The 26,122-nt window shown below is 66.5% G+C and carries 16 protein-coding genes and 1 pseudogene; 3 read left to right on the forward strand and 14 right to left on the reverse strand.

Annotated features, from left to right (window positions below; genetic code table 11):
- Positions 1–9: 9 nt before the first annotated feature.
- From OHA03_RS47130 to OHA03_RS47150, 5 genes are all read right to left on the reverse strand, one after another.
- The gene (locus OHA03_RS47130; RefSeq protein ID WP_267010098.1) at positions 10–1,773 is read right to left on the reverse strand and encodes an ABC-three component system protein; all 1,764 of its coding nucleotides are present in this window, start codon (positions 1,771–1,773) and stop codon (positions 10–12) included.
- Positions 1,751–2,017, reverse strand: a complete 267-nt coding sequence (locus tag OHA03_RS47135) for an ABC-three component system middle component 6 (protein ID WP_267010099.1) — start codon at positions 2,015–2,017, stop codon at positions 1,751–1,753. The genes OHA03_RS47130 and OHA03_RS47135 overlap by 23 nt, the downstream gene beginning before the upstream one ends.
- Entirely contained in the window at positions 2,014–2,949 is a 936-nt protein-coding gene (locus tag OHA03_RS47140) for an ABC-three component system protein (RefSeq protein WP_267010100.1), read from the reverse strand. The genes OHA03_RS47135 and OHA03_RS47140 overlap by 4 nt, the downstream gene beginning before the upstream one ends.
- A gap of 114 nt (positions 2,950–3,063) precedes the next feature.
- Positions 3,064–5,535, reverse strand: coding sequence for a DEAD/DEAH box helicase (locus OHA03_RS47145; protein WP_267010174.1), 2,472 nt, complete (start codon positions 5,533–5,535; stop codon positions 3,064–3,066).
- A gap of 973 nt (positions 5,536–6,508) precedes the next feature.
- The gene (locus tag OHA03_RS47150; RefSeq protein WP_267010101.1) at positions 6,509–6,673 is read right to left on the reverse strand and encodes a hypothetical protein; all 165 of its coding nucleotides are present in this window, start codon (positions 6,671–6,673) and stop codon (positions 6,509–6,511) included.
- A gap of 831 nt (positions 6,674–7,504) precedes the next feature.
- On the opposite strand from OHA03_RS47150, the gene OHA03_RS47155 reads away from it, so the two are divergent.
- A complete protein-coding gene (locus OHA03_RS47155; RefSeq protein ID WP_267010102.1) occupies positions 7,505–14,158 on the forward strand; it encodes a polymorphic toxin-type HINT domain-containing protein in 6,654 nt (2,217 codons plus the stop codon).
- A gap of 110 nt (positions 14,159–14,268) precedes the next feature.
- Complete coding sequence (locus tag OHA03_RS47160) at positions 14,269–14,883, forward strand: hypothetical protein (RefSeq protein WP_267010103.1); 615 nt, start codon at positions 14,269–14,271, stop codon at positions 14,881–14,883.
- Positions 14,884–14,902: 19 nt separating this feature from the next.
- Here OHA03_RS47160 and OHA03_RS47165 read toward each other — a convergent pair whose 3' ends face one another.
- From OHA03_RS47165 to OHA03_RS47185, 5 genes and pseudogenes are all read right to left on the reverse strand, one after another.
- Positions 14,903–15,091, reverse strand: coding sequence for a hypothetical protein (locus OHA03_RS47165; RefSeq protein ID WP_267010104.1), 189 nt, complete (start codon positions 15,089–15,091; stop codon positions 14,903–14,905).
- A gap of 170 nt (positions 15,092–15,261) precedes the next feature.
- Positions 15,262–15,444, reverse strand: a complete 183-nt coding sequence (locus OHA03_RS47170) for a hypothetical protein (protein ID WP_267010105.1) — start codon at positions 15,442–15,444, stop codon at positions 15,262–15,264.
- The gene (locus OHA03_RS47175; protein WP_267010106.1) at positions 15,437–18,349 is read right to left on the reverse strand and encodes an NB-ARC domain-containing protein; all 2,913 of its coding nucleotides are present in this window, start codon (positions 18,347–18,349) and stop codon (positions 15,437–15,439) included. Before OHA03_RS47175 ends, OHA03_RS47170 begins: the two co-directional genes overlap by 8 nt.
- A gap of 573 nt (positions 18,350–18,922) precedes the next feature.
- Positions 18,923–19,135 (reverse strand): hypothetical protein, encoded by a 213-nt coding sequence (locus OHA03_RS47180; protein WP_267010107.1) that lies wholly within the window; start codon positions 19,133–19,135, stop codon positions 18,923–18,925.
- Positions 19,132–20,847 (reverse strand): annotated as a pseudogene (locus OHA03_RS47185) (SpoIIE family protein phosphatase); the annotation flags it as partial. The gene OHA03_RS47180 and the pseudogene OHA03_RS47185, both read right to left, overlap by 4 nt.
- A 1,263-nt stretch (positions 20,848–22,110) precedes the next feature.
- Between OHA03_RS47185 and OHA03_RS47190 the strand changes: the two are divergent.
- Complete coding sequence (locus OHA03_RS47190) at positions 22,111–22,494, forward strand: hypothetical protein (protein ID WP_267010108.1); 384 nt, start codon at positions 22,111–22,113, stop codon at positions 22,492–22,494.
- Positions 22,495–22,562: 68 nt separating this feature from the next.
- On the opposite strand, the gene OHA03_RS47195 is transcribed toward OHA03_RS47190, so the two are convergent.
- From OHA03_RS47195 to OHA03_RS47210, 4 genes are read right to left on the reverse strand one after another with little or no spacing between them, the layout of a single operon-like run.
- Positions 22,563–23,369 (reverse strand): hypothetical protein, encoded by an 807-nt coding sequence (locus tag OHA03_RS47195; protein WP_267010109.1) that lies wholly within the window; start codon positions 23,367–23,369, stop codon positions 22,563–22,565.
- Entirely contained in the window at positions 23,366–23,617 is a 252-nt protein-coding gene (locus OHA03_RS47200) for a hypothetical protein (RefSeq protein ID WP_267010110.1), read from the reverse strand. The genes OHA03_RS47195 and OHA03_RS47200 overlap by 4 nt, the downstream gene beginning before the upstream one ends.
- Entirely contained in the window at positions 23,614–25,857 is a 2,244-nt protein-coding gene (locus tag OHA03_RS47205) for a Mucin-19 (protein ID WP_323181433.1), read from the reverse strand. Before OHA03_RS47205 ends, OHA03_RS47200 begins: the two co-directional genes overlap by 4 nt.
- Entirely contained in the window at positions 25,844–26,119 is a 276-nt protein-coding gene (locus OHA03_RS47210; RefSeq protein WP_267010111.1) for a hypothetical protein, read from the reverse strand. Before OHA03_RS47210 ends, OHA03_RS47205 begins: the two co-directional genes overlap by 14 nt.
- Positions 26,120–26,122: the final 3 nt, after the last annotated feature.

A 26,122-nucleotide genomic window follows, 5' to 3' on the forward strand; every position in this document is an offset into this window, starting at 1 on the left:
GAGGGGGTGCTACGCCTTGCCGGCGGCTTTGAACCGGAAGCCGAAGAGGCCGCCGTCTTCGTGGTCGGTAAGGCGGGGACTCCGTATGTAGGGGCGGGGATCGAATCCGCGTTGGGCAGCGACACCAAGGTTGTCCGTATTGATTGTGACGATGTACTGCATGTCTTCTTCCGCGGTCACTTCGACAGCGAGCGCCAAGGCCTTGGCGATCTGGCGCTCGTCGACACCGTCGTACAGGTGGCTGTCATGGATGAGGAAGTCGGGACCGCGGCCGTGACGGTGGGCAAGGACGGCCAGGGTCAGGTCGAAGCAGAAGATGACCATGTTGTTGATGCCACGGCTGTCGTCGCTGTCGATGCGGGGGGTGATGCTCAGGCTGCTGCGACCAGCTTCGATTGCGAGGTACGCTTCGCGACCCTCGCCGTACAGGCGCTGCGCGTACTGAGAGAAGAGCAGGATGGCCTCGTTCGTTTGCTGCCGACGTTCTTGAAGGTCGGTGTCCACTGCCTGCTGGAGCTCCACACTCTTCGCAGTGATTTGCCGGGCGCTCGCCTCAAGAGTCTGAGCTGCTTCGAAGCGATGCCGGAGAGCACCCAGCGCGGCCTCATCCCGGCCGAGGGCAGTTTGCAGGGCTGTGAGGGCCTCTAGAGCGCCCCCGTCTGCCAGTTCCCGCAGTAGACGTGACTGGTCCTCTCCCAAGCGGGCGCGTTCCGCGCGCCTCGCGCTCAGCCGCTCGGTAAGCTCATCGATCTCTTCTTCGAGAAACCGGCGCCGGTTGCGGACGATCGAATGATGGAAGGTCTTGACGTCCTCAAAACGGCGCCGAATCTGGTCGCTGAGGATCACTCCGATCTCGCGATACGCCGGCTCCAGGTAGGACACTTCGACGTCCGCGGTCTCGGTGACCGCGGCTTGGAGCTCTTCAAGGTTGTGCTGGTCGATCACATCTTCCTGGGCGAGCTGCTTAATTCGCCTGCTGACCTGGTCCGCACGGTTTTTGAGCCGCTCGTACTCGGGTACAACCTGAAACGCGGCGACCTGCGCGCGTAGCCGCTCCACCTGAGCCTCCGCCAATGTGATCTGACCACGGAGGTCGGCGGTTGAGCCAACGATGCGACCCCAGTCAGGGTCGTTGACCGCCTTCTGCAGCTGGTTACGTGTCGCCTTGCGGGCCGCGAGCTCGCGGTAACCGTCAACCAGCTGCCAGTCCAGGCCCAGAAGGTAGGCGAGGTTGGAGGATGCCTCCGCAGCGGACTGCTGAGAGAAGGTTTTGGTGGGCTCATTGAAACCGTGAGAGGAGGCCCGGCGAACCAGGTAGGAAAGCAGGGTGCGGCCGCTCACACCTGGGTGATCTCCGCGCAGTCCGAACAGGTCCCGTTCGATCGCCCGGGTCCACTGCTCCACCGAAAGCTCGGCGCCGCCGTTGGCATGGAAGAGCACATCGGCTGGGACGTCGAAGACGTCTTGGCTCAGCGACACGATTTTGGCTCGACTGCCACTCCTGCGTACCTCGAGGAGCTGGTCCAACCCAGGCCAGTCCATGTCGAGACCGAAGGTGATTCCTCGCAGGGCCTTATTCATCGCCAATGACTTGGTGGTCGCTCGAGAGCCAAGGAGAAAGTGAACGAGCTCGATCACACTTGACTTGCCCGCGCTGTTACGGCTGTCGGTGTCGGCCGAGGATGCGGTCGTGTCAGCGACCAATAAGTTCAACCCCGCAGTGAACGTCACGGACTTGAACCGGGCATCGTCAGCGCTCAAGCGGTGCAGCATCCGTACTCCTAGCAACGAGGACGTCCTGGACCAGCTCGACAGCACCCATGGTGTAGAGCACATCCAAAGCCAGAACGAACCAGCCGAACGATACCGGCGAGGTGTGACTGTGACCGGCTCTCCAGCTCTTCAGTCGCGACCACGCCTGACTGACAGTGCGTGGTTCGTCCAGCTGAATGAGGATCTGTGCCCCTACAGCCAGCAGGCAACGGTCAGGCGCGATGCCCTTCGTCGGAGTGATCACGCAGACAACCCGATATCGGGGCGCCAGCCGGCGGGGGGCGCCTCGAAGATGTCGCAGCGCTCGAAGAAGTGAGCCAGCACGACCAGAGCCGCACGCAAAACCTTCGGCCGCGGCTGCGCGTTGCCCAGGACATACATCTTGAGCTGCCAGAGCACGTCCTCAGGGTCGCTCCAGTCACGGCGCACCTGCTGGTAGTACAGGCGAAAGCCCTCCGCCACTTCGTCATGCTCCAACTCACGCATCGTTCCGGCGTAGAAAGCATCGACGAGGTGGCTCTGCCGCCTTCCGCGTCGGAGATCTTCCCGATCGGCTCCTTCGATTCGGTTGAAGTCCAGCTTTTCGTTCGACACGTCAGGCAGAGGCATGAGCGGGTCGGACTCGGTGCGCAACTCCTGAAGCTGCTTCAGGAGCGGCTCCAGATCCTCCATTCCGATACCAAAGGTCATTCCCTTGATCGGGATCTCGCAGCGCAGTACATCCTCGGCAGTCATCTGGTCGAGCTGCATGCACTCCTGCCACAAGCGCCGAGTCCCCATCTGTTGGAAGCCCACCGTCGGTGTGCTGGATGCTGCAGTGGACAGCAGGGACGCCACTTCTGGGTGGACACCACGCCTGTCGTTATGGACAAAAACGAAGGTATCGAACTCGCCGCTGCGCTTCGCTAGCGCACCCGACAGGTCTTTGTTGAACTTCTTGCGGATCTTGTACGGGCTCACCGTCTGGGGGGCATAACAGGCATACAGCTTGCGGGAGTGCAAGGTGAGACCGTCTGCCGACATGTCTCCGAGGCTTCCGGCGGTGCGTACGTCGAGAAAGTCGGGGTACCGGGAGCACATCAACCGGTGGAAAAAGTCCTCGAACTCGTTCTCATACAGTTCCGCCATCAGGCCGAGGAACTTCACATGCGCGTAGGCACGTTGCTCGTACTGCATACACCCCCCTAGCGTGCGGTCCCAAGCGTAACCTCCGGGTGATCACACCAGGTACCCCTATGACCTCAGGGAGTCAAGAACCACGCTGTCCGGTCGATCTGGCCTCAAGTCGCTTCATGACCAGCGCATCCCGACGTCGGTCAGCTCCTTCACGCGCTCGGGTGCAAGCCGCGCGGCCTTCACGCGCTGCTGGCTGATCCAGGCGCCCAGCCGTACGGCCTCGCCTTTGACGTGCTCGGTGTGGCTGCGCGGCACGTCCAGGTGCCCCTCGCGCTCGTGGTACTGCCGGGCGGCGGTCAGGTTGTCGGCCCACATCTCAGCCCGGGTGCGCTTGGCCGGAGCGGCTGTGATGTTCAGTGTGCCGGTGAGCATCGCCTGCTGGGGCGCGGTCAGTTTGGCGAAGCCGACGCGTTGGGCGGCGGCCCACTTACCCAGGTCCTCGCCGTCCGCGATGGCTACGCCAGCCTTGTCGAGCAGGGTCCCTCCGGCCTTGGTGTGGAGCCAGGCGAGCCGGAAGGTCCGCTGCCAGTCGATGCTCCAGGTCGGGCACCAGCCGGGGTCGATTTCTTCCAGCGCGTTCCGTCGCTCGTCGGACAGGGGAGCGGGGGTGCCTTCCGGCTCGGGGAGTCCTTCGGCGCGGCAGCGCTCGAGCTCGACTGCCCGACGTGCGGCTGCCCGTTGGTTCTTCAGCCAGCGCCCTACCGGGTACTCGCCGATTACCGCGTCCACTGGTGCGGCGAGGCCGACTTCGTGTTCGTCGGCCCACTTTGCGGCCGCGGCCAGTCCTTCTTCGAAGCTGGTGTCGAAGTGCGACCAGACCATGCCGAGGGCCTGGAGCTGGGCGGTGCGGTCGGGGTCCAGGCGGCCGGTGTTGTAGTGCCGGCGGCAGTCGGTGACCCACACGCCCAGCGGGAATTCGGCGGGTGCCCAGTCGGCCGGGGTGCGGTAGTCGTACGGCACGCGCAGGTCCCGGTGCTCCTTCGCGTAGCGCTGCGCGGCCTGGATGCCGCGCCGCCAGTGGACCCGCTCGGGGTTGATGACGCGGAGCTCGATGAAGGCGGCCAGCTGGCGTGCGTCGCGCGGGGCGGAGAACCGCAGCAGGTCCTTGGCGGGCCGGCTGACTGCCGCTGGCTCTTCGCCGTTGTCGTCCTGGTCCAGGTCCTCGTCGAAGTCGTGGGTCTCGTCGCGGGGCTCGGGGGCGCGGGTCCGTGATGTGCCCGGGTCGGTGAGCTTCTCGATGCGGGCGTCGTGTGCGCGCAGCGCGGCAAGGAGCTTGGCCAGCCCATTGTACGCCGGCGACGTGAGCATGGCGTCCGGCTTCTCACCAGGAGCAAGGAATGCCGGCACGACCAGAGTGGCGATCTTCCCTTCGCCCGGGTGCATGCGCAGGGCGCGGCCGACGGCCTGGACCAGGTCGGGCATGGACCCGCGGACGTCCGCGAAAACGACGGCGTCGCACTCACGGGTGTCGACTCCCTCGCCGAGGACCTTCACGGACGCGATCAGCGACAGCGCGGTCTCGGTGCCAATGTCGGTCTCGCCGGCGGCGAACTGGGCGAGCACGCGCCGCCGGTGGGCCGGCTTGTGCTCGCCGTGCAGCCACTGCGCCCACACCTGATCCTCTGCGGGGTACAGGTCGGCGTCCTGGGCGTGCAGCTCGGCCGCCTTCCCCGGCAGGCCCAGGGCAAAGGCCTCGGCCTCGGCGACACGCTGGTGGAAGGAGAGGACCCGCTCGAGCTCCTCCTTGGCCGACACCTTCAGCGTCGCGGCCTGCAGGGCGCCGAGCCGCTTGCCGCGGACCTCTTCACTGCCGTCCCCGGCGGTGCGCAGGGCCGTGTTCAGCGCCGGGTCCTGCACGTCGACTACCAGCACCTGGTAAGGGGCGACGATGCCCCGCTCGATCGCCTGTTCCAGCGAGAGGTGAAACGCGACCTTGCCGAAGACGCCGTCGGGGTCGTCCAGCATGGACGCGACCAGCTCGCCAGGCCGTCGACGGCCGCCGGTCTCGTCGTCGTCGACCTCTCCGGCCTGCCACACGCGCGGAGTGGCGGTCATATAGAGGCGCCGCTCAGCGGGGATACGGGTGTTGTCGTGAACGACGGCCCAAGGCTTGCCCATCCGGCCAGAAACCCGGTGCGCCTCGTCCACGATGATCAAATTCCACAGCGGGAGGCCCGCGGTATGGGCCTTCTCCAGGAAGCCGAGACCCAGGGAGGCGTAGGTCGCGAAGACGGTGACGCGGCCCGGCCCGCGGGTGAGCCGGACCAGCTCGTCGGCGTCGGTGGTGTTGGGGAAGCCCACCTCTTCCGACTTCAGGGAGGAGACGCCGAAGTACGGGCCGGGGCGGCCGCCGTCGCGCCAGGCGCGGGCGGTCTGCTCCAGAAGGTCGAGAGAGGGAATCAGAATCAGGACGCGGTCCGCGGTGAGTTCCTCCGCCGTGTGTACGGCCACCAGGGTCTTGCCACTGCCGGTGGCCATGGTGACCTGGGTGCGCAGACCCCTCGGCGGCATCGGTGCGTCCTGCGGCAGGTCGAGCTCGCGCACCGTGGCGACGACCGCCTCGGCCTGGTGCTCCCGCAACGGCATCAGCATCTTCTGGCTCTCATCTCTCTGAGCGTTGGACGAGGCTTGCAGGTCGGGCAGCCGCCGTCCAACTCGCCCCAGGGCTTCGTGTCCAACGGCACAGCCGGCGTGCCCGACCGACGAGGTCAGCGACGGTCGCCGCCCACGGTGCAAATATCGGTGATCCCTCACAGGTGAGCAGCGGCATGGCGGCCAGTGTCTGTTCGTGCTGTCGGCGCAGGACGGGGGAGGGGACGGTGCCGGTTGGCCGACCGCTGCCCGTTGCAGGCCTCGCATCTGTCCAAGTCGGTCAGGAAGACGACGGCTACGACGCAGGCCGTGCTGCGAGGCCTGGTCAATGAAGCCGCGGCGGGCACGGGCTTCGATGTTGGTCGACGACGGTGGTGAGACCTCAGCCGTATCAGGTCGTCGGCCTCCAGGTGCAGCGGCGGTGCTGAGGCGTAGGCGGTTCGGGGGAGAGGGGCGCGGCGGGGCTGGTCATCGGGGGCGGCGCTCCTGTCGGTTCGTGTGTGGCGGGAGGCAGTTGCTGCCGCCCGCCTGACGGTGCGTGCGCTGGGTGCGGTCTCGGTCATCACAGGGGGCAGTTGCGCTGGGTGTGGGTCCGGGCGGTGGCGATGTCCTGGAGGCTGGCGCCCAGGTTCAGTGCGTAACTGCACGGCGTGCAGTTCGACGAGGCTCTTGGTCTGGTGGAGCGTTCCTGCAGCGCCTAGGCGATGGCGTCTTGCCTGCTCATGTGGGTTTCTCCTCAGTCGGGCTTGGTTGGATCAGTGGTGGGATCCGGTGAGGGCCCAGCACCTAGCGATTTCCATTATGCATTGTCAAAGTATGCATAGCAATTAAATTCATTTCGACTTTGGTTGGCGGCAATGGAAAGCCCCGAACGGCAGTCACTGTGTGGGGCCTTGAGTGGGAAGTGGCTCGAATGTCCAGGCCTGCAAATCGGCGCGCCGGGCTCGATATGGCTGTTGTCGACCAGTCACTTCTGTGCCGCTGCGGAGATGACCTCGTCGGCGGCATCGGCCATCGCCTTGAACTGTGCGCCGAGGAAACCCTCCATGGCGGATCCGGGCAGATTGGTGTAATCCGTGTAGGTCCGCTTCTCGATGCTGGCGTGCGGCTGAGCGGTATTGCGGCACGCCAACCCAGGGATCGATGCCCAATGCGCCACCCCAGGCCGGTTCCTGTCGTGATGTGGATCACTACATCCGGATGGAACTATTCCGCGATCACTCTATTCACAGTTGGTTCACACGAACTACAGTCCCCATTCACTGATCGAGATCGACTGGATGGCTCTTCGTGCCGCGCTGGGGAGCGCGGTAGCCCTCACCCATCTCGGCAGGTCAACTGTTGAGTGGCGGGGTGCGCTGACGTGTCCCCGCATGGGGCGGGAGTGCCAGTGGCGTTTCGACGTTCGCGGTGGGTTTCTCTAGGAGTGGCCGGAGCGTTGCTCTCCGGTCTGTTGTCGACCGTGTCGGTGGTGTCGCCACCTGGCGCGGCCGCCGCGGATGACTCGACACCGATCGTCCCGTCTCAGTCGCTCGGCTCCGTGCCGGCTCAGCAGGCGGAAGAGGCTGGCAAGGCTCTTCCGCAGCCGAAGTGGCCGGCTGCGGCCCAGGCTCGCGTCGATCTGTCGACCGCTGCACCGGGTGACCCCGGCACCGTCATGCCAACCCCATCCGATGCGTCGTCGCCTTCGGCCACGTCGTCGCCTGCACCAGGCGGCGACGAGGAGAACCGGGTCGCCGATGTTGTAGAGGTCGCGCCTGTCGCCGAGCCGACCGGCCCCGCGCCGCAGTTCGCCGGGGCCGGCCGGGCTGCGTCCACAGACGATCCGACGCCGTCGGCAACCTCCGGCGAAAATGCCTCGCCAGAGGCGAGCCCCTCCGCCTCTGATACACCCTCACCAGAACCCACCGACTCTGCGACACCGGATCCGGTCCCGGATCCGCTTACTCCCGAGCAGGTCGACGTGCAGGTCCTCGACCGGCAGGCCGTCGCTCCGGCCGGAGGGGTTGGTCTCGGGGTCCAGGTTTCCCGAACCGATGGCGGCAGTGATCCGGGCCAGGTGCAGCTCGGGATCGACTACTCAGGCTTCCAGTACGCCTACGGTGGTGATTTCGCGCAGCGCCTGATGCTGGTCAAGCTCCCTGCCTGTGCGCTCACCACTCCGGAGGCGGAGGGCTGTACGGCGCGTGAGGTCGTGCCGAGCAATAACGACGTCAAGACGGGCATGCTGACGGCGACGGTCACGGCCGATGCAGACACCACGTCGGCAGACACGAGCGCCGGTAGTGCCGATCCTGGCCTGTCCACCCAGCTGGGTACGACCGGGGGAGCCAGTGTCTACGCGGTCACCGCCGGATCCTCCTCCGACCAGGGTGACTACCGGGCCTCCTCGCTTGCTGCCTCCGGTTCCTGGTCGGTGGCCACCGGCTCCGGTGCCTTCACCTACAACCTCCCGATCCAGCTGCCGGCACCCGCGATGGGCTCAGCACCTGCCCTCGGCTTGTCCTACAACTCACAGTCCGTGGACGGCCGTACCTCGGCAACGAACAACCAGGCGTCCTGGGCCGGCATGGGATGGGACCTCGGCGTCGGGTTCATCGAACGCCGCTACCGCAACTGCACTGACGACGGCCTGCCGACGATCGGTGACATGTGCTGGGACTCGCCCAACACCGGCACAGAGCCGGACGGTGCGGTCTACGTCATCAACCTCAACGGTGTCAGCTCCGAGCTCGTCCAGGACAAAAACGGCACCGGCTCGTACCACCTCAGGGACGACCCGGGCTGGCGGGTCCAGCACCTCAGTGGTGGGTACGGTGCGGATGACGAGTACTGGGTGATCGGCAGCCAGGACGGCCAGCGCTACTACTTCGGCTGGGGCCGTTCCCAGCGCACCCAAGAGGCCACCTCCTCGGTGTACACGATGCCGGTGGTCGGCAACAACGCCGGCGAGCCCTGCCACAGCCAGTTCCCCGAGCCGTGTACCCAAGCCTGGCGATGGAACCTCGACCGAGTCGTGGACGCCAACGAGGTCGACACCACGTACTTCTACGACAAGGAGTACAACCACTACCGGTCCGTCGCGGACACGGACATGGCCCGCTCATACACCTCGGGTGGCTACCTCCGTGCCATCGAGTACGGCTGGCCCACCCAGATCGCGGACTCAAAACCGACCGGCAGGGTCGAACTCACCCACGTGGGCCGGTGCGTGGAGCGTATGTCGGAAACGGACCCGCTGCGCGACGAACCCAGCGCGTGCCCGTCCATCAGCTCCACCCCCTCCTCCTACCCCGATGTGCCCGTCGACCTGATGTGCGACGGAACAGCGAACGACTACGACTGCGCCGGCAAGACCTACTACCCGACGTTCTTCACCAAGGACATGCTCTGGGACATCAAGACGTACGTCCTCAACACGACGGGTAATGACTGGGACCTGGTGGAGCAGTACCAGACCAAGCACGGCCTGCCGAACCCCGAGGGCACCGTCGGCAAGACGCTGTGGCTGGACTACATGCAGCGCAAGACCTACGGCAGCGGCACGAACATCGTCCTCCCGGTGATCAACTTCAACGGTGTCGACCTGGACAACAAGGTCGGCTCCTCTGAGATCAACTTCCGGCGCATCAGCACCATCCACGACGACCTCGGCGCGACCACCACCGTCACCTACAGCGCCCCCGATGCGTGCGACGCCGCGGCGCTCCCTTCCCAGGCGTCTAACAAGCAGGACTGCTTCTGGCAGAAATGGACTCCCGAAGGGGCGACGGACGCCAAGTCCGGCTGGTTCAAGAAGTTCCTGGTGACCCAGGTCGAAGTCGACCCCACCGTCACCAGCAACCAGGATGGCGCACCTGTCATCACCACCTCGTACGACTACGTGGGCGGAGCCGGGTGGGCGTTCACCAGTGACCCGCTGACCAAGGACGAGGACGAGTCCTGGACTGACTGGCGCGGCTACCAGCAAGTCGCCATTACGACCGGAACGGGCGCCACCAAGCACACCACCTACCACTGGCTCTACCGCGGCCTGGACGGCGACCGCACCGACAAGACCGACCCTTCCAAAACCCGGGCGGTCAGCGTCAGCGACGGCGAAGGCACCAGCTACACCGATCAGCCCTGGCTCGCCGGCCGGACGATCGAGACGTCCCAGCGCGACGACACCGGCAGCTCCCACGAGCGGGTCTTCCATAGCTACTGGGCCCATACCACCGCCACCTATGACGGCGTGCCCGACGCACGCTTCGTGCGCGAGTCCCGGACCACCACGCAGACCAAGATCTCCACGGGCTGGCGTGAGCACGTCGTCCAGAGCGAGTTCGACGACACCAGCACCACCTCCACCACGTACGGTCTGGCCCTGCGCACCGACGACTGGGGCGAGACCAACGTCGCCGACAACCGCTGCACCACCTACGGGCGCGCTTACAACACCGACGACTACGACTCCACCGGCGTCCAGCGCTGGACCGTGCTCCAGGACGAGGTACGGCACTACAACAGCGGGTGTACCGACCGAGCAGCGGCCAACCAGGACAGCTACACGGCCACCCTGTTCGACAACGCCACCTCCGTCGACACCAACAAGCCGGCCGACGGCAACGCCACCGAAGTTCGCACCTACACCGGTGCCAGTACGTATCGCAGCATCAAGGTGGGCTACGACGGCGCCGGACGCGCGGTGTGGGGTGAGGACGGCAAGAAGAACCGCACCACCACGACGTTCAGCCCCGCCAATCTCTGGCCGATCAACGGGATAACCAGCACCACGGCCGACCCCGACGGCACCATGTCGGCCAAGGGCCCACTGAGCACGACCGTGTGGAAGTCCCGGTTCTGGGGCGTGCCGTACAAGACCCAGGACGCCAACGGGAACGTCACGACTGTCACCCTGGATGCCGCCGGACGCATTACCGAAGTGTGGAAGCCGACCGAGACGGGAACTTCCCCATCCCTGAAATTCGGGTATTCGATTCCCACTGGCACGAGCAGCGGCGTACCGGACTCGGTCACGGGCTTCCCTCAGACGAGCACCCAGACCCTTCAGGCGGGATCCACGTATCTGTCGTCCTACGCTTACAGCGACGCCCTCGGGCGAGCGCGCGAGACCCAGAACCCGCTGCCTGACAGCTCCGAAGCGGTCAGCAACCGTCAGGTAGCTGTGACGCGCTACGACAGCGCGGGCAACAACATCGGCGCCTCAGCAGTTTTCCGCAGCGAGGGAACCGCCGGATCCGGGCTTGTTTCACCCAAGCTTGAGGCCCTGCCGTCCTTCACGGACCTCTTGGTCGACTGGGCCGGGCGAACGGTGCAGTCCCGACTCCGCGTGGGAGACGGGAGCACCTCTCAGCTCCAGGCCGAGAACCGGGTGTCCACCACCTACCAAGGCGACTACACCACGGTCACCCAGGCCAACAGAGGCGCCACCGATACCTACACCGATGTCTACGGGCAGGCCTCCAAGGTCGTCGAGCACGACGGCACCTCGCTGTTCGCCACGCAGTACCACTACGGCGGCAAGGGCGAACTGACACAGATCACCGACACCCGCGGCAACAACACCATCTACACCTACGACTGGGCTAACCAGCGTCTCACCGCGAATGACGCGGATGCTGGCGAGTCCAGCACCACGTACGACGCCAACGGACAGGTCGAGACGGCGACCAGCAACGCCGGCCAGACTGTCGTCAGATACTCCTACGACAACCTCGGCCGCAAGACCTCAGCGTCCAGCGGCAGCGACGAACTGGCCGCCTGGACCTGGGACGACCCGACCGTCGCCAACGGACTCGGCAAGGTGACCGCGACGACCAGCCGTGACACCGGCGGGAACGCGTACACGTCGAAGATCAACGGCTTCGACACCCGCGGCCGCCCCTTGAGCAGCACCACCACGATCCCGGCCAACGTCAACGGCCTCGCCGGCAGCTACACCACCACACAGACCTACGACGCAGCCGACCACATCATCACCGCCACCTATCCACCAGCCGGCGGCCTGGACGCCGAGACCGTCACCACCTCGTACAACGCCTACGGACAGCCCGACCGGCTCACCGGCACACTCGGCAACGCCGTCTACGTGAACAGCACCACCTACGACGCCTACAGCCGTCTCGCGGGACGCGACTACGGCGCCAAATTCTCCGGACTCGGCGTCAACGCAGCCCGCTCCTACGCCTACCAGGACACCAACGGCACCGGACGCCTGGACTCCATCTCCACGACGGTCAACGTCAACGGACTCATCAAGGAGTCCCAGAAGGACACCTACAGCTACGACCCGGACGGCAAGCTCACCGAGCTGAGGGAGCAGGCCAGCGGCCAGACAGCCCAATCCCAGTGCTTCAGGTACGACGACCTGACCCGCCTCACCGATGCCTACACCAGAGCAGCCGCGAGCGACTGTTCTAACTGGGCCATCCCGGCAATCGGTGCGGTCTCCGACTTCACAGGCGAAGCCCCGTACCAGACCCACTACACCTACGACCGGCTCGGCAACCTGCAAAGCGTCACCGACACCGACGCAGCCGCGAACAAGACAACCCGGGACTACCTGTATCCCGGCTACGACGACAGCGGCACCTGGACCACGGCCAACCCCGACCAACCACCGCATGGCGTCCGCCAGATCGACAACAAGTCCGGCACCACCACCACCTCAAAGGACACCTTCACCTACAACGACGACGGCCAGCTCGAACACCGCGTCGAACCAGGCGCCACCACCGCCGACAAAAAGACCACCGACTACACCTGGACCAAGATCGGCCAGCTCAGCACCGTCACCACCACCAAGTCCTCGGGTGCAGAACTCACCCGCTACACCTACGACGCCGACGGCAACATCCTGGTCCGCACCAGCCCCCAGGAAACAGTCGCCTACCTCGGCGGCACCGAACTACGCACCACCGACGGCAAAACAGCCACGGCCACCCGCTACTACGCCTGCGGCACAACCGCCGTCGCCATCCGCACCACCGACTCAGGCAGCGGCAAACTCACCTATCTGATGGCCGACACCCAGGCGTCGACACAGCTCGCCGTAGACGCCAAGACCGGCACTGCAATCCGCCGTCGCTACACACCCTTCGGCGACGACCGCAGCGGCAACCTCCCTGCCGGAACTGACCACGGCTTCCTCGGAAAAACCGAAGACACCGCCACCGGCCTCTCCCTACTCGGCGCCCGCGCCTACGACCCCAAACTCGGCCGCTTCCTCAGCCCCGACCCCCTCAGCGCCACCTACGCCCCGCAGAACCTCTCCGCCTACAGCTACAGCCACAACGACCCCATCAACTACAGCGACCCATCCGGCCTCTCCGAGATATGCGGAGCACTCGGAGCCTGCTACACAGGGGGAACCCCGGGCGGCCTCACCCCCAAGCAGGTCAAGAAGCAATTCGGCACCGGCACACCGCCGCCGCCCCCAAGCTCTGGGAGCCCCTCGACTGGAGGCTCCGGCTCCAACCCCAAGCCAGCCGGCACTGCAAACGGTGGGCAAGGATCCGGATCCGGCCTGTTCGCCGAAATCGTCGGCGCCGCCGCCGGTATCGTCACGGGCGTCGTTTGCGAGGGTGCCCTTATCGCCGCAGCCCCGGAGACAGGGGGCGTAAGTCTGCTCGGGACCGCCGGCTGCGGAGCAGCAGCAGGGTTCGCCCAAGCAGCAGCCTCCGACCTTGTCGACGGCGACGACGAGTCAACGACGGAAGCCCTAAGCAATGAAGTAGAAGGGGCAGTAGCCGGGGCTGCATTCGGGGCTGCCTTCGGAGCAGCCGAACTCATGGCCGAAAAGATAGCCATGCGCCAGGTCGGGAAATGCTTTAACAGCTTCCTGCCCGCTCAGGAAGTTGTGATGGCCGACGGTGCGACCAAGCCACTCGAAGATATCGAGGCCGGTGACAAGGTACTTGCGACCGACCCGGAAACCGGAAACACCGAGGCCCGCACAGTCCTCGCCACCATCATCACGAAGAACGACAAGGACTTCACTAAGCTGACCGTCGCTACCAGTCACGGGGACGCAGATCTCATAGCCACCGACCACCACCCCTTCTGGTCGCCCTCCGAAAATGCCTGGGTAGACACCGCAGACCTCCGCGCCGGAATGACCCTGCGCACGGACACAGGCCGTCACATCACCGTCCGTGCAACCCACTCCTTCCATGAGGTGGAAGAGACCCGCAACCTCACCGTAGAAGGCCTCCATACGTACTATGTGCTCGCCGGGACCACGCGAATTCTGGTCCACAATGCCAATAAGTGCGTGGCCGTGAACGATTCAGGTCGTTTCGGAGACCTCAATCCGGGTCAAGTGGGTGATGGGTTGGAAGCCCATCACATGCCGCAAGACGGCCTTGGATTCCTGGCCAGAAACGAGGGTGGGGCGATCGTGATGAAGCAGGCGGATCATGCACTGACGAGGACTTACAAGAGCTTGGGTCGCGCCACAAAGGCAGCCGAGAGTAATCTGCCGTTCCGCACTGTCCTTGCTCGGGATATTTGGGACTTGCGTGGAATAGGTCAGCGGCAGTACGGGGACCCAGGTTACTTCAATTCGGGAATTCAAGGATTGTTCGCGTATTACCGAGGGATAGGGATGCTATAGCATGCAGAAGGGGCTGTGGCCCAGGATATATCCTGGGCCACAGCCCCTTCTGGGTCGCGAGGTCGGTACGACCTGTGGGCACTATACCCGTGCTCTGCTATGGTTGTGGGATGCGCGATTCCATTGATTTGTTGCAGCGGATAGATGAAAATCGAGAGCTCTCAGCTCTTCTGGCAGATGCGTTTGAATTTGACGTCAGGCGCAAGATGGGTAGTGAATCCCCAAGGTTGGCCTCCGGGCTTCCGCTCGAAGGTATTGCTGGAGACTTTACGGGGGGAATGTTCTATCTGTGCGGGACCACAGATAATCCCCGTCCTGTGCTGTACGCGAGCTCGGAAGGCGATGCCGGAATTATCGCGACCGACCTGAGCGAGGCTCTCGCGCTAGTGGTCGGTTTTCCGTACTGGAGAGACTCCCTCAAGTATTCTGCGGGTGGGGACTTGGACGCCATGGAATCGGCCACGGCGTTTCTCTGTCGCGACATGATTGTAAATCGTCCGGCGATAGGAACTGAGCAATCTTGGACTGCCGAGTCGCTCTGCGTGCCTCTCGAAACCCCCTCGGTATTGGTGGCCCGCCTTCGTGCGGCCGTGAAGAGTGCAGGCCCAGACTTTGCTTTCATTGATGAAACCGGTGAGTATGGCAGCCTGTTTGGCCCATTTTCGCCCAGTCGTAATCAACGTTGGCAGCAGGATGACGGCCCCAAGACGGCCCAGGGGGTCTGAAACCAGGGAGACGCGCTGGTCAAGCAGCAAGCGGCTTCAGTGGCGCGGGGTGTGGGGTCCGGGCGGCGGCGATGTCCTGGAGGGTGGCGCCCAGGTTCAGTGCGTGTTGCACGGCGTCCTGCATGGTGTGCAAGTCGACGACGCTGTTGGTCTGCTGGAGGGGCTCCGCTGCTGCAACGGCCTGGGTGATGGCGTCCTGTCTGCTCACGTCTGCTTCTCCTCGCGGGGCGGCCGTGGTTCGGGGCACCCGAAACCATTACGCATACTTTAATTATGCATAGTGTCGGTACGCATATCAATGGGATCCGTTTTGATTTGGGTCGGTGACAGCAGAAAGCCCCGAGCAGCAGCTGCTGCTCGGGGCCCTGAGCGGGAAGGTTAGTCCTGCCGTGGCATCCAGGCGCGGATCTCCAGGCCGACAATCTGCGTGGCGGGCTCGATGTGGTCGTTGTCCACCAGCCACGTCTGTACCGCCGCGGTGACGCCTGGTCTTGGGGGAGTATCAGAGCGGAAATGACCGTAGCCGCTGACCACTTCGCAACGGCCTGGCAGTTCAACCATCGGAGCCTCGATGCGGCCGAGGCTCCCTTCCATCGTTCTGGAACTCCGCAAGGGAGCTCCGGGAACGTACGACGTCTGGGTGCTGTGCACCTAGCCTGCGCTCTGCAAGGGCCTGCAGCTGAGTCAGGGCCTCCACGGTGCCAGCCTTGTCTCCCGCAGCGGACCTCCAAATGGAGAGGTTGTGGAGGGCGACGGCCGTCTGGCGGTGGTCCGGGCCAAAGACGCTCACGGTGTGCTGGAGCGCGTCGGCGTAGGCGTCGGCTGCGCCGGCCGTGTCTTCGGCCTCTCCCCGCCAGTGGGCGATGTTGTACCTGACCTTGAGAACCACGGGATCGTCCGGGCCCAGGACCCGGGCCAGGTCGGGTAGCAGCCGCGCGAAGGCGTCCGCGGCAGCCGAAGGGTCGCCCGCGTCGCCTTGCCAGTTGGCCGCCTGTCCTCGCATGTTGAGCGTTTCGGGGTTGTCAGCGCCGAGTATCCGCGTTGCCTGCGCCGTCATCTTCTCGGCTGCTGCTGCAGTCTTGACGCTGTCTGCCGCCTTCGCCCACCAGTTTGTGATGTTGTATCGCGCGGTGAGCACTCTGGGGTCGTCGTGGCCGTAGAGGCGCTCCAGGTCCACCACCACGTGTTCGAGCTGTTCCGCAGCCTCCGCTGGAAACCCGGCCGTCCCGCGCCAATGGGCGAGGTTGCTCCGGGTTGTCAGCGTGGCGGGGTGGTCAGCGCCGAACACGCGCAGCCGGTCCTGCAGGAGTTTCACCTGGGCTTCCGCTGCCCCGGCCGCATCCCCCAAGAGGCCCTGCCAGTGGGCGTGGCTGCCCCGGGCGTACAGAGTCTGCGGGTGATCCTGGCCGAGCACTCGCGTCAGATCGGCCAGCAGAACGGGTGTGGAGGCGGCCGCGCCTTCTATGTCCCCTGACTCCGCCCGCCAGCGGAGTGCCTCATGGTGCGCGCTCAAAGTGTCCGGGTGATCGTGCCCGAGGATTCGAGCCCGGTCCTGCCACAACTCGCTGACGGCGGCCGCGGCGCCGGCCGCATCACCTGCCTCGCCCTGCCAGTGGGCCAGATTGAACCGCAGCGTCAGGGTGCGCGGGTCGTCCGCGGGGAGGGCCTGTTGCACCTCGGGCAGCAGCCGCTCGAGGGCCTCTGCCGCGAGGTCGGCGTCGCCCGCCCTGCCCTGGTATTCGGCGAGGTTAGCCCGCGCTATCAGGGTGCTTGGGTGCTTGGCCCCCAGCACCCTGGTCACATCGGGGAGCAGGGCGCCGAGGGCGTCGGCGGCGCCGATCGCGTCCCCCGCTTTCCCGCGCCAGTACTCGGCGTCGCCCCGCAATCGCAACGTCTCCTTGTGGTCCGCACTGAGGCTCCGGTGCGCTGCCCTGGCCAGCTCATCCAACTGAGCATGCGCGGCAGATGACTGGCCAGACTCGCCGAGGCTGTTCGCGGCGCGGGCCAGCACCGAGTGGCCTCCCAGACGCCACACCGTCTCCTCCGCGTGGGCTAGCAGGGCGTTCGTGCAACTGCGGAGCGCACCGGTGAGGGCCCCGTCGAGTTCGGGATCCGGCCAGGCTGCCATCAGGGCATCGGCGACCGCCTCCACCAACGGTTCTCGTTCCGTGGGTGGCACGGCGTCGCGGACCGCTCTCTGAGTCAGCTGGTGCACCCGCACAGCAAGATGCGGGGTATCGCGGGTGTGGTCGATGAGGCTGAGGCGGTGCAGCACACGCAGGGCTCGCTCGGCGTCGCGCCGGGTGGCATGTTCACTGCTTGTTGAAGCGTCGGCGGTGAGGTGATCGAGGGCAGGTTGGCTGGTGAGGACGTCATGAGGGATGCCGTTGGGGTCGAGCATGGCGGCGAGCTGCAGCATGGGACCAGCCATTCCAGCTGGCTGGAGCTGATTTGCTCGCTCGATCGACAGGGACCATGCGGCGTGGACGGCGTGTGGTTGGTCGTCGGGAAGCGCGTCGGGTTCCAGCTCCTCCAGGCGTCTGGTCTGATCGGCCAGCAGAACCCGGTAGTCGCGGCAGTTCAGGCCTGTGTCGATGAGGTAGGCAGCCGCTTGGGCCAACGCCAGTGGAAGGTAGCCAAGGTCTTCGGCGAGAGCTCCGATCTGATGCTCGTCCTCATGTCGGCCATTCCGGGCAAGGGACCTTGTCAAGTAGGTGAAGGCCTGCTCGGGGGTGAACATGCCCAGGTTGATCTGCTGTCCGGGCAGGGCGGCATCGCGTCGGCGGGTGGTGACGAGAGTGCGACCATTCGGGCATATTGGCGGATGCAGCTCCTTCAGGTCGGCCGGGTCGGTGACGTCGTCCAGGACGACGAGCCACCGGCAAACCGAATCCTTTCGAGGCTTGTCCAAGAAAGCGAGGAACTGTTTGGTGGATCGTTCCGGATCGCTTGGCTCGACCGCCAGGAGCTCTTCGGCGGCCTGGGCGTACGCGGAGATGATGGCGGGCCGGCTGCTGGCGCTGATCCATACCAGTACGTCCAGTTCGCCATCTCGCCAAGTCGTACGGGCGTAGTGGGCGGCAAGCTGGGTCTTCCCGACTCCGCCGGTTCCGCGCACTACTTGGCACAGCACGGTCGTGCCGCCATGGCTCATCGTTGCCCGGAGTTGCTCGGTCTCGTCCCGCTCCTGGAAGGACTCTGCCTCGCGGGGGATGGCACCCACCTGGTGAGGCCAGGGGGCAGGCTGTCGGGGCGCAGCGTTTATCGTCAGGTGTCCAATAACGCCGCTGTTGCCCACTGAGTTGGGTGCAGTAACCGTGACGTCCCCAGTCCCCGACACCTCAACGGGTGGCGAGCCACCTTGGCTGTCGGGAGGGGGACCGCTATATCCGGTGACTGCGGTCCCGTCGCCAGTAACTTCGGCGTTGCCGGTGTCCGTCACGGTCACCGGCGACTCGGACGTCATGGCCCTCGCTTTGCGTGGTTTCGCCATGGATGCCGGCTCTAGCTCGAGTAGTCGATGCCGGAGACGGAATTCTTGCCGGTAGCGTCTCCCGTTCGCTTGGCCGTGGCCGAGCCACGCCCCCGGCCGCCAGGCCGCTTGATACCCGAAACACCGCCGCGGCTGGACTTCCCAGTTCGGGCCACTTTGTCCGTCGGCCCGGAGGTGCCAGGGCGGTGGAGAACTGCCCACAAGAGAGCAGCAACGCTGACGATGCCCTGGATGACTGCAGCGACAGTCTCAGCAGTTCCTGGACCGTTCAGCCACCAGACCACCGGTGTAGCGGCCATGCCGATGGCGCCAGCAACGCCGATGGTGATCCTCAACCCTGACGTCATGTCCCTCGACTCTCCTCGCCGTCCACGGTCGGCCGAAAGCACGGGCCTCGGCAGGACCCTTCGCACTGCACAGAAGAAACGCGAGAGATGACGGAACGGTTCCCGGGATCGCCCAAAGCGTGAACTCATTCAGCTATGTGTGGGTGACAGCTCAAGGCCCCGGACAGCAACGGCTGCATGGGGCCTTGAGCGGGGCACTTCAGTCCTGCCGTGGCATCCAGGCGCGGATCTCCAAGCCGACGATCGGCGTGCCGGGCTCGATGCGGTCGTTGTCGACCAGCCACTTCTGCACCGCCGCGGTGACGTCCCCGCCGACGGCATCGACCACGGCCTTGAACTCCCGCCCGTTGAAGCCGCCGTATCTGTAGCTCGACGAACGACTTCCGAACTGCTGAAGAGCCCGGTTGGTCAACCAGGCGGGGTTGTCAGACTCGGACGCAGGCCCAGTTCAAACCAGACCACCTTGCCGGTCGAGAGACGTGTCGCCCCCCACCGTCTGGCCAGCCGGTTCACGAGGAACAGCCCCCAGCCGCCCTCGTACATGTCCTGGGCCTGGCGCTGGCGGGGCAGCTGTGGCGCATCGTCGCCGACCTCGCAGCGCAGGATGTCGGTCCGCAGCAGCCGCAGCGTCACCGGCCGCTCCGCATAGCGCACGGCGTTGGTCACCACCTCACTGACGAGCAGCTCCACCGTGTCGGAGAGCTCGTCGAGCCCCCAGCGGCTCAGCGCCCTGCGGGCCAGCCGGCGGGCCCGTCCGGGGGCGGAGTCCTCCGGTTCCAGGAACCAGTACGCGACATCGCTCGGCGCGATCCCGTCGAACCGGGCGGCGAGCAGCGCGATGTCGTCGTCCCGGTCGCCGGGGCCGAGCATGTTCAGGATGTCGTCGCACAGGGCCTCCAGCGGCGGCGAATGGTCTGGGCCGGTGAGCTGGGCGGTGGCGGCGAGCCGCTCGCGCAGCTGCTCGATCCCGGTCCAGACGTCCCGCATTCGGGACTCCACCAGACCGTCGGTGTACAGGACCAGCGTGGCGCCCGCGGGAGCGTCCAGCTCGACGGCCTCGAAGTTCACACCGCCGACGCCGATCGGGGCACCGGGCGGCACCCGCAGCACCTCCGCGCGGCCGCCCAGATGGAGCAGGATGGGCGGTGGATGCCCGGCGTTGGCGATGGTGATCCGGTGCGCGACGGGGTCGTAGACCGCGTAGAGGCAGGTCGCCATGCGGTCGCTGCCGATCCGCTGGGCCTGCTCGTCGAGGTGGTGCAGCACCTCCTGCGGCGGCAGATCAAGCCCGGCGAGGGTCTGCATGGTGGTACGCAGCTGACCCATGATCGCCGCGGAGGTCATGGAGTGACCCATGACGTCGCCCACGACCAGCGCAACCCTGCTGCCGGGCAGCGGGATCGAGTCGTACCAGTCCCCGCCGACCCGGGCCGTCTCGGCGGCCGGGAGGTAGCGGGAGGCGAGCTTGACGCCGGTGGGCTGCGGCAGCGAGTCGGGCAGCATGGTGCGCTGCAGCTCGTCGGCGATGTACGTCTCGCGCCCGTAAAGCATGGCCTTGTCGATGCCGAGCGCGGTCTGGGTGGCGAGCTGGGCGGCGACCAAGAGGTCGTCCAACTCGAAGGCTGGCCGTTCGGTCCCGCGCAGGAAGACGGCAGCGCCGACAACCCGACGGCGCCCACGGAGCGGGGCAAGTATCGCGCGGTGGCCGCTCGGCACACTGAAGCCGTCGCCCAGCAGCTCGGGCAGGGCGGCACGGGCGACAGGGGAGTTAGCGAAGACGGGCCGGACACCGCCCAGCACCTCGGACAACGCGCCGCCGGACCGCACCTCGCACAACTCGGCCGCCGAGGCAAGCGCGGTCTGCGGGCCCAGCACCGGGTCGGAGCCATCGCTCTCCTCGGCGGCCAACCGCAGCCGGTCGCTGCGGCGCAGGCGCAGCACGAACGGCGACACGGGCCGCTCGTCCCCGATCGGCAGCGGGTCACGCAGATAGACCAGAATCACGTCCGCATACGTCGGTACGGCAGCGCGGCAGAGGCCAAGGACGATCTCATCGAGGTCAATGCCGCGGGAGATGCGTCGAGTCGCAGCTCCAACGAACCGAATACGATCTGACTCCCTCCGCAGAATCAGCTCCGCGCCTGGCCCTTCGTCCCTGCTGGGAGGGTTGTTCGGGGTTGTTTCGAAGAACTCGCCATTGATGGTGACGGCCCAGTCGTCGACCCAGGGAGGGCCGTCAGGAACCAGGTTTTTCCACCTCGCCTCCGGACCGAGATCCCCAAGGGATCCGCGCCACCCCAGCTCGTCAGCGGCTTCCTCGACAGCCTCGTGCTCGCGGTCGAGTACGAAACGGGCCGTCTGGAGTGCTTCGTCCACCTGATCGAGTGCACTGTCCTCGTCGGAGCGGCCGGTGAACTGCTGGGGAAGGTGAATGCTCGAATCCGGCGGGGGAGAGGCACCCTGACTGCCTGCGGTCCGGAGGCCCTGGAGTTCGGCTTCCAGAACGAGAATCCGGCGAGCCGCCAGGTCCGCCAGGGCCTGCGCTCTTTCTCGTTCGACTTCCGCACGAGCGAGCTGGAGGCCGAGATCACCTTTCTGCGCCGTGGCACGCCCCAGGCGGTGGCGCACGGAGCTGATATCCATGGCATCCGGGTCCGGGGCGGCATTCAGAGCGTCCAGACGGCGCGTGAGCTCGGAGACTTGAGCCTGAGCCTGCCCTAGAAGATTGAAGAGGACGGTTGCGACCTGCAGCGACTGGTTGCGTGCGCGCTCGCTGGCCTCGTAGGCCTGTCGCACGCGGTTGAGTTCCTCCAGCGCACTGAGGGTTCGTTCCTGGGCCTGGAAGAGCTCACGGGCTGACACTGCCGGTTCACCGTCGGCAGCGATCACGGTGGGGTGGGCCTGGGCGGCCTCCCACAGGGCGCGAGCGGGCTCCAGGCGGCGATGCGTCGCTGCTTGGGGTTCGTGTCGAAAGCAGACATCCGCAACCGCCTCGACCATGTCCCATGTCAGGCCTTCGCCTGCGAGCCGCTCGCGCAGCTTCCGAAGCGGAGGAACCACTCCATCGTGGAAGTGCTCTGCAGTGAGCCGGGCATGCAGCTCGGGGACGTTCAGAGGCGCCTTGTCCAACCACGACCTGACGATGACGACAAGCTCGTTGATCTCGGTGCAGGGCCCCTTGGTCACCCCCCACGGGCGGCCCGGCCGCTTCGCGCCAGTCACTCTTGGCGTCCCTTCAGAGATATCGCGAACAACCCTGTGTTGTCGGCGGAACAACATCCAACCCGCATGTGAATGCTCGTCGCAGGTGGATCCTCGAATTGCCCGAGCGCCGGGCGTTCCCCCCAATGAGCAGGCACGGCCTGCTCGAACGAGAGGCGACTGACCATGGACATCTTCACCAACGCGCTGCCGGAATTCCTGGGGGCGCTGGGCTCGGCCGGAGCGGCGGGTTCCGTGATGTGGTGCTTCCGCGCCTGGCACCGCCGGCGCGCCAGAGACTGCCCGGCGACGGGGCCTGCGCCCACGGAGTTCATCGGTGGTCAGGCAGGGCCTGCGGCCCGGCGTTACGCCACGATCAGGCACTACACCCTGCTCGGCACGTCGGCAGCAGACGGCAGCCCGATACAGCTGCCCAGCACGCGGCCGGCCGGGACGGTTATCGTGTGGCCGGTCGGAGCCAGGCAGGAGCGCTTCGAGCTCACCGACGTGCGGCTCTACGACGGCACGTTCGCGGCCGAGCCCGTCGACCGGTACGACACAACTTGCTGAGCCGACGCCGAAGGGCGCAGCCTCCGACGGGAGGCTGCGCCCTTCGGCGTCTATGCCGCACCTGGTCGTCAGCCTCCAGGCATCCAGGCACGGATCTCCAGGCCGACGATGGGTGCGTCGGGGTCGAGGCGGCCGGTCATGACAAGCCAGTTACGGACCGCGGCGGCGACGTCGCCGCTCGCGGCGTCGACCATGGCCTTGAACTGGACGGCGTCGAAACCCTGCTCGCCGGAGCCGGGGCCGCCGGTGTTGTCGGCGTAGGCGCGTTCCTCGGTCCCGTCGCGGCGCTGAACGATGTTGCGGCGCACACCGGGGGAGTCGGCCATCCTGCCCGCATCATGCGTGAACGCACCCTTCCTGGCCCGTACGGTGAACGCGATCTTCCCTCGGTTCGCAGCGGCCTCTTCGACGATCGGCCGCAGTCGGGAGGCGCCGGACGCGATGTGCTGCTTGCCGGCCTTGGCCAGCGACGACGACCAGGCCTTCACCGGCTTGCCGTCCTTCCCGATCACCGGCCTGCCGCGCTGGTCCTTGACAACATTCTCGGCACGCCCCTTGTCCTTGCGCCGCACCCGTGCCTTGTAGCCCTCCCGGTTCAAGCGCGGCTGGACGTACGCAGTGGCCAGGGCTTTGAGGCTGGCGATATCCCGGGGGCCGCCGGCCTGCACTTCCTGCACCACAGCCCGGAGCGCTTCCACGAAGCTGGCGCCCTTGTTCTTGGTGAAGAACTGGCTGACCAGGGAAGGGTTGCGGCCGAGGATCTCACCGACCTGCTTCTTGTTGAACCCGGCTCCCAGCAGCTCGTCGGTGAGTCGCGCGGCCTCGTTGCGCTGGGCGCGGAGGCCGCCCGTTGCCCGCCTCCTGCGCGGCGTCATGCGGCCACCCCCGGGTCCTCGTCGTCGGCGCACTCGTGATCGGAGTACGTCGTGGTGTCGTCGTCGAACTGGCCGTCACCCGTCGCGCCGCAGCCATGGCAGTGCCACTCAGCGCTCCAGGCGACCTCCCCCTCGCGGCCGCAGTCGTGCTCCGAAGCCGCGGTCTCCTCGTTGTCCCACAAGGCATCGCCGGATGCACCGCATGCCGCGTGCTCCCACGTGCCGCCCCATGCCACTTCTGCGCTCACTGGCCTTCCGCCTCCCACGCCTGACGGCCCAGGCCCTGCAGGACGTAGAACTCCTCATCGGTGGTGGGGGTCGGCTGCTCCCACGCCATGGCGCCCTTCAGCAAGTAGTCGCCGGGCTCGCCCCGGTACGGCCACTCAGGGCGGACCGTGCTGTAAATGGCATCGGTACGGAACGCGAGGATCGACCCAGCCGGCAGGTGCAGCGCACCAACCTTCAACGGCATGCCCGTCTCCGGGTCCTTGATGCCAGTGCTGGTCGACAGCAGCGCGGCTCGGGCCGCCGACCACACGCCGGCCGCCCACTCCGGATGCGCGTACGGGTCCCGGGCAAATCCCGCGTTGCGCTCCCAGGTGACATGCGTGTCCGAGATGCCCGTCAGCCGCGCGCCGTCCGGAATCTCCGGAACCTCGCCGCCGGTTCCGAGCTCCAGCGAACCCGTGGTGATGCGCGGCCGCTGCGCGAACGTGCCGATGCCGTACAGCAGGATCGAACGCACACCGCGCGAGGCGAGCCTCGCGGCCTGGCGCTGCCGGTCATCGCCGTGGATCACAGCCTGGGCACGCAGCGACTGCCACGCGTCCTTCAGCTTGTTCGACCAGCCCTTGAGCGGGTCGCCCTTCTCCCAGACCAGGCCGTCCAGGATCTCGATCCGCCACGGCTGCAGCGGGTTCCGGAGCGCCAGGTTGACTTCGGCGCCGCCTGCCCAGGTGACGAAGGTGCGGCCGCCCTCGTACGGGTAGTGCCAGGCGCGCTCGCCCGGGGCCGGGGCGGGCAGCAGGCCTACGTGGTTCCAGTCCTTCGGGATGGTCACCCGCACCTGCCAGTGCGACGGCGCGAACAGCGCGTCGCTCTGCTCCTTCTCGCTCATGGCGGCGAATGCGGCCGCTGTGACACGCTGCGGCACGCCGACACCGGAGGACCAGGTGTGCTTGGCGTAGGCGAACGTGCGGTCGACCTCGTACCAGGCGGGCACCCGTTCCGGGACACGCGGCGGGGCGATCAGCTCGGTGCGGCCCTGCCCGGCGGTGGCGTGCAGCAGACCACGAATCTCCTGGCTCAGGACGGGAAATCCGTCCGCCCACTTCGCGCCGGCCTTCGCCGGGATGGTCCGTGACCACAGGTCCCGACCCGTCTGCGACGGCGAGCCCATCAGCACGACGTCGTCCCAGTGCCGGCGCAGCGCCTTCCACAGCAGAACAAACGCCTCGCGGACGGTGGCCGGGTCGGCGCCGGCCGCGTCGAACCACTCGCCCACGGACCGAATTTCGGTGTGCTGGTCCTTGCCGCGCTGCCAGCGACCCACCGGGTTGCGCGGGTGGACCAGGTGACCGGCCATTCGGTCCTTGCCACGCGAGGCCTCGACCTGCCAACCCTGCGGCAGCGGTCCGTTCAGCCACTCGGCGACCGCGTCCTTGAGGAACTGATGGCGCCCTGCGTCCCGGTGCCACGGGTCGCCGGCCGTGACGTAGATGCGTTCCACATCCGCCGGGACCGTGGCGTAGACCGCGGTGAGGATCTCCGCAACACTCGCACGCCCCAGGTCCAGCGTGACCGTCCCGCCCTGCCAGACCAGCACGCCGGTCGCGGTGTCCAGGAACGCCATCTGCCGCGTGGCCTGCTTGAACTTGGGCCGGGTCGACGCCAGGTCCGGCTCGGCCCGGAACCAGCGGTCGCCCGCCGCCCCCTCCGGGATCGACGGAAGCGTCCGCTCCTCCGCCGGAACGGGTGCCGGGGCCGGTGCGGCCGGTGCGGGGGAGGGGACCGCTGCCTCGGTGACGACGTCGCCGTCGACACGGAGCTCCTGGTGGGTGTCCTCGGCGCCGACGGTTCGCGGTTCTGCGCTGTCGGCGGCTGGCTCGGCCTGTCCGGACGAACGAAGGTCGGGCGCCAGCGCACCGGTTGATTCCGTGATCGCCTGTGCGCCCACCTGGGGCGCTGTGTGATCTTCGGTGGAGGAATCGTTCGGCGACGTCTCTTCAGGCGTGCTGGCGGGGGCCTGGGGGCCCAGCGAGGGCACCAGGGTGACGACGTCGATCACTGAGACGCCGGCGGATGTTGCGAGGCGGTCCGCTTTGGCCTTTTCGTAGGCGCCCAGGGCGCGGATCTTCTCGTCGCGCTGGGTGCGCAGTTTCCCGAGGTCGGCCTGGATCTTCGTAAGCTGTCGTTCCAGCGGCTTCATCTCGTCCCGCACGCCGCGGAGTTCGGCCAGCCCGTCCTGGTAGGCCTTAGCGCTGGTCACCGTTGCCTCCGTCCTGAGGGTCCGCGGCGTACCGCTTGCTCTGCTTGAAGATGTGGTCGCGCGTGTACTGCGTCACCTCGGCAATGTCGGTCTGTGCGCCGTGGTACCGCTGCCTCAGGACATCGATGGCCCGCCAGAACTCGGCTTCGGCCTCTTCTTTGAGGCGATCTGCCTCGTCCCTGCGGTCGGCGCGCTGCCGCAGGGCAGCCTCCACCGCCTTCTTGAGTTCTCCTCGAGCGTCTTCGGATGGGCGAGGCGGCATGGG

This window comes from Streptomyces sp. NBC_00154, from assembly GCF_026342835.1.
Classification (GTDB): Bacteria; Actinomycetota; Actinomycetes; order Streptomycetales; family Streptomycetaceae; genus Streptomyces.

What these genes read in the sequence shown, in the direction of transcription:
- OHA03_RS47130 (WP_267010098.1), bottom strand. Translation starts at nt 1,773, where the DNA reads ATGCTGCACCGCTTGAGCGCTGACGATGCCCGGTTCAAGTCCGTGACG.
- OHA03_RS47140 (WP_267010100.1), bottom strand. Translation starts at nt 2,949, where the DNA reads ATGCAGTACGAGCAACGTGCCTACGCGCATGTGAAGTTCCTCGGCCTG.
- OHA03_RS47145 (WP_267010174.1), bottom strand. Translation starts at nt 5,535, where the DNA reads ATGCCGTTGCGGGAGCACCAGGCCGAGGCGGTCGTCGCCACGGTGCGC.
- OHA03_RS47160 (WP_267010103.1), top strand. Translation starts at nt 14,269, where the DNA reads ATGCGCGATTCCATTGATTTGTTGCAGCGGATAGATGAAAATCGAGAG.
- OHA03_RS47170 (WP_267010105.1), bottom strand. Translation starts at nt 15,444, where the DNA reads ATGGTTGAACTGCCAGGCCGTTGCGAAGTGGTCAGCGGCTACGGTCAT.
- OHA03_RS47175 (WP_267010106.1), bottom strand. Translation starts at nt 18,349, where the DNA reads ATGACGTCCGAGTCGCCGGTGACCGTGACGGACACCGGCAACGCCGAA.
- OHA03_RS47190 (WP_267010108.1), top strand. Translation starts at nt 22,111, where the DNA reads ATGGACATCTTCACCAACGCGCTGCCGGAATTCCTGGGGGCGCTGGGC.
- OHA03_RS47195 (WP_267010109.1), bottom strand. Translation starts at nt 23,369, where the DNA reads ATGACGCCGCGCAGGAGGCGGGCAACGGGCGGCCTCCGCGCCCAGCGC.
- OHA03_RS47210 (WP_267010111.1), bottom strand. Translation starts at nt 26,119, where the DNA reads ATGCCGCCTCGCCCATCCGAAGACGCTCGAGGAGAACTCAAGAAGGCG.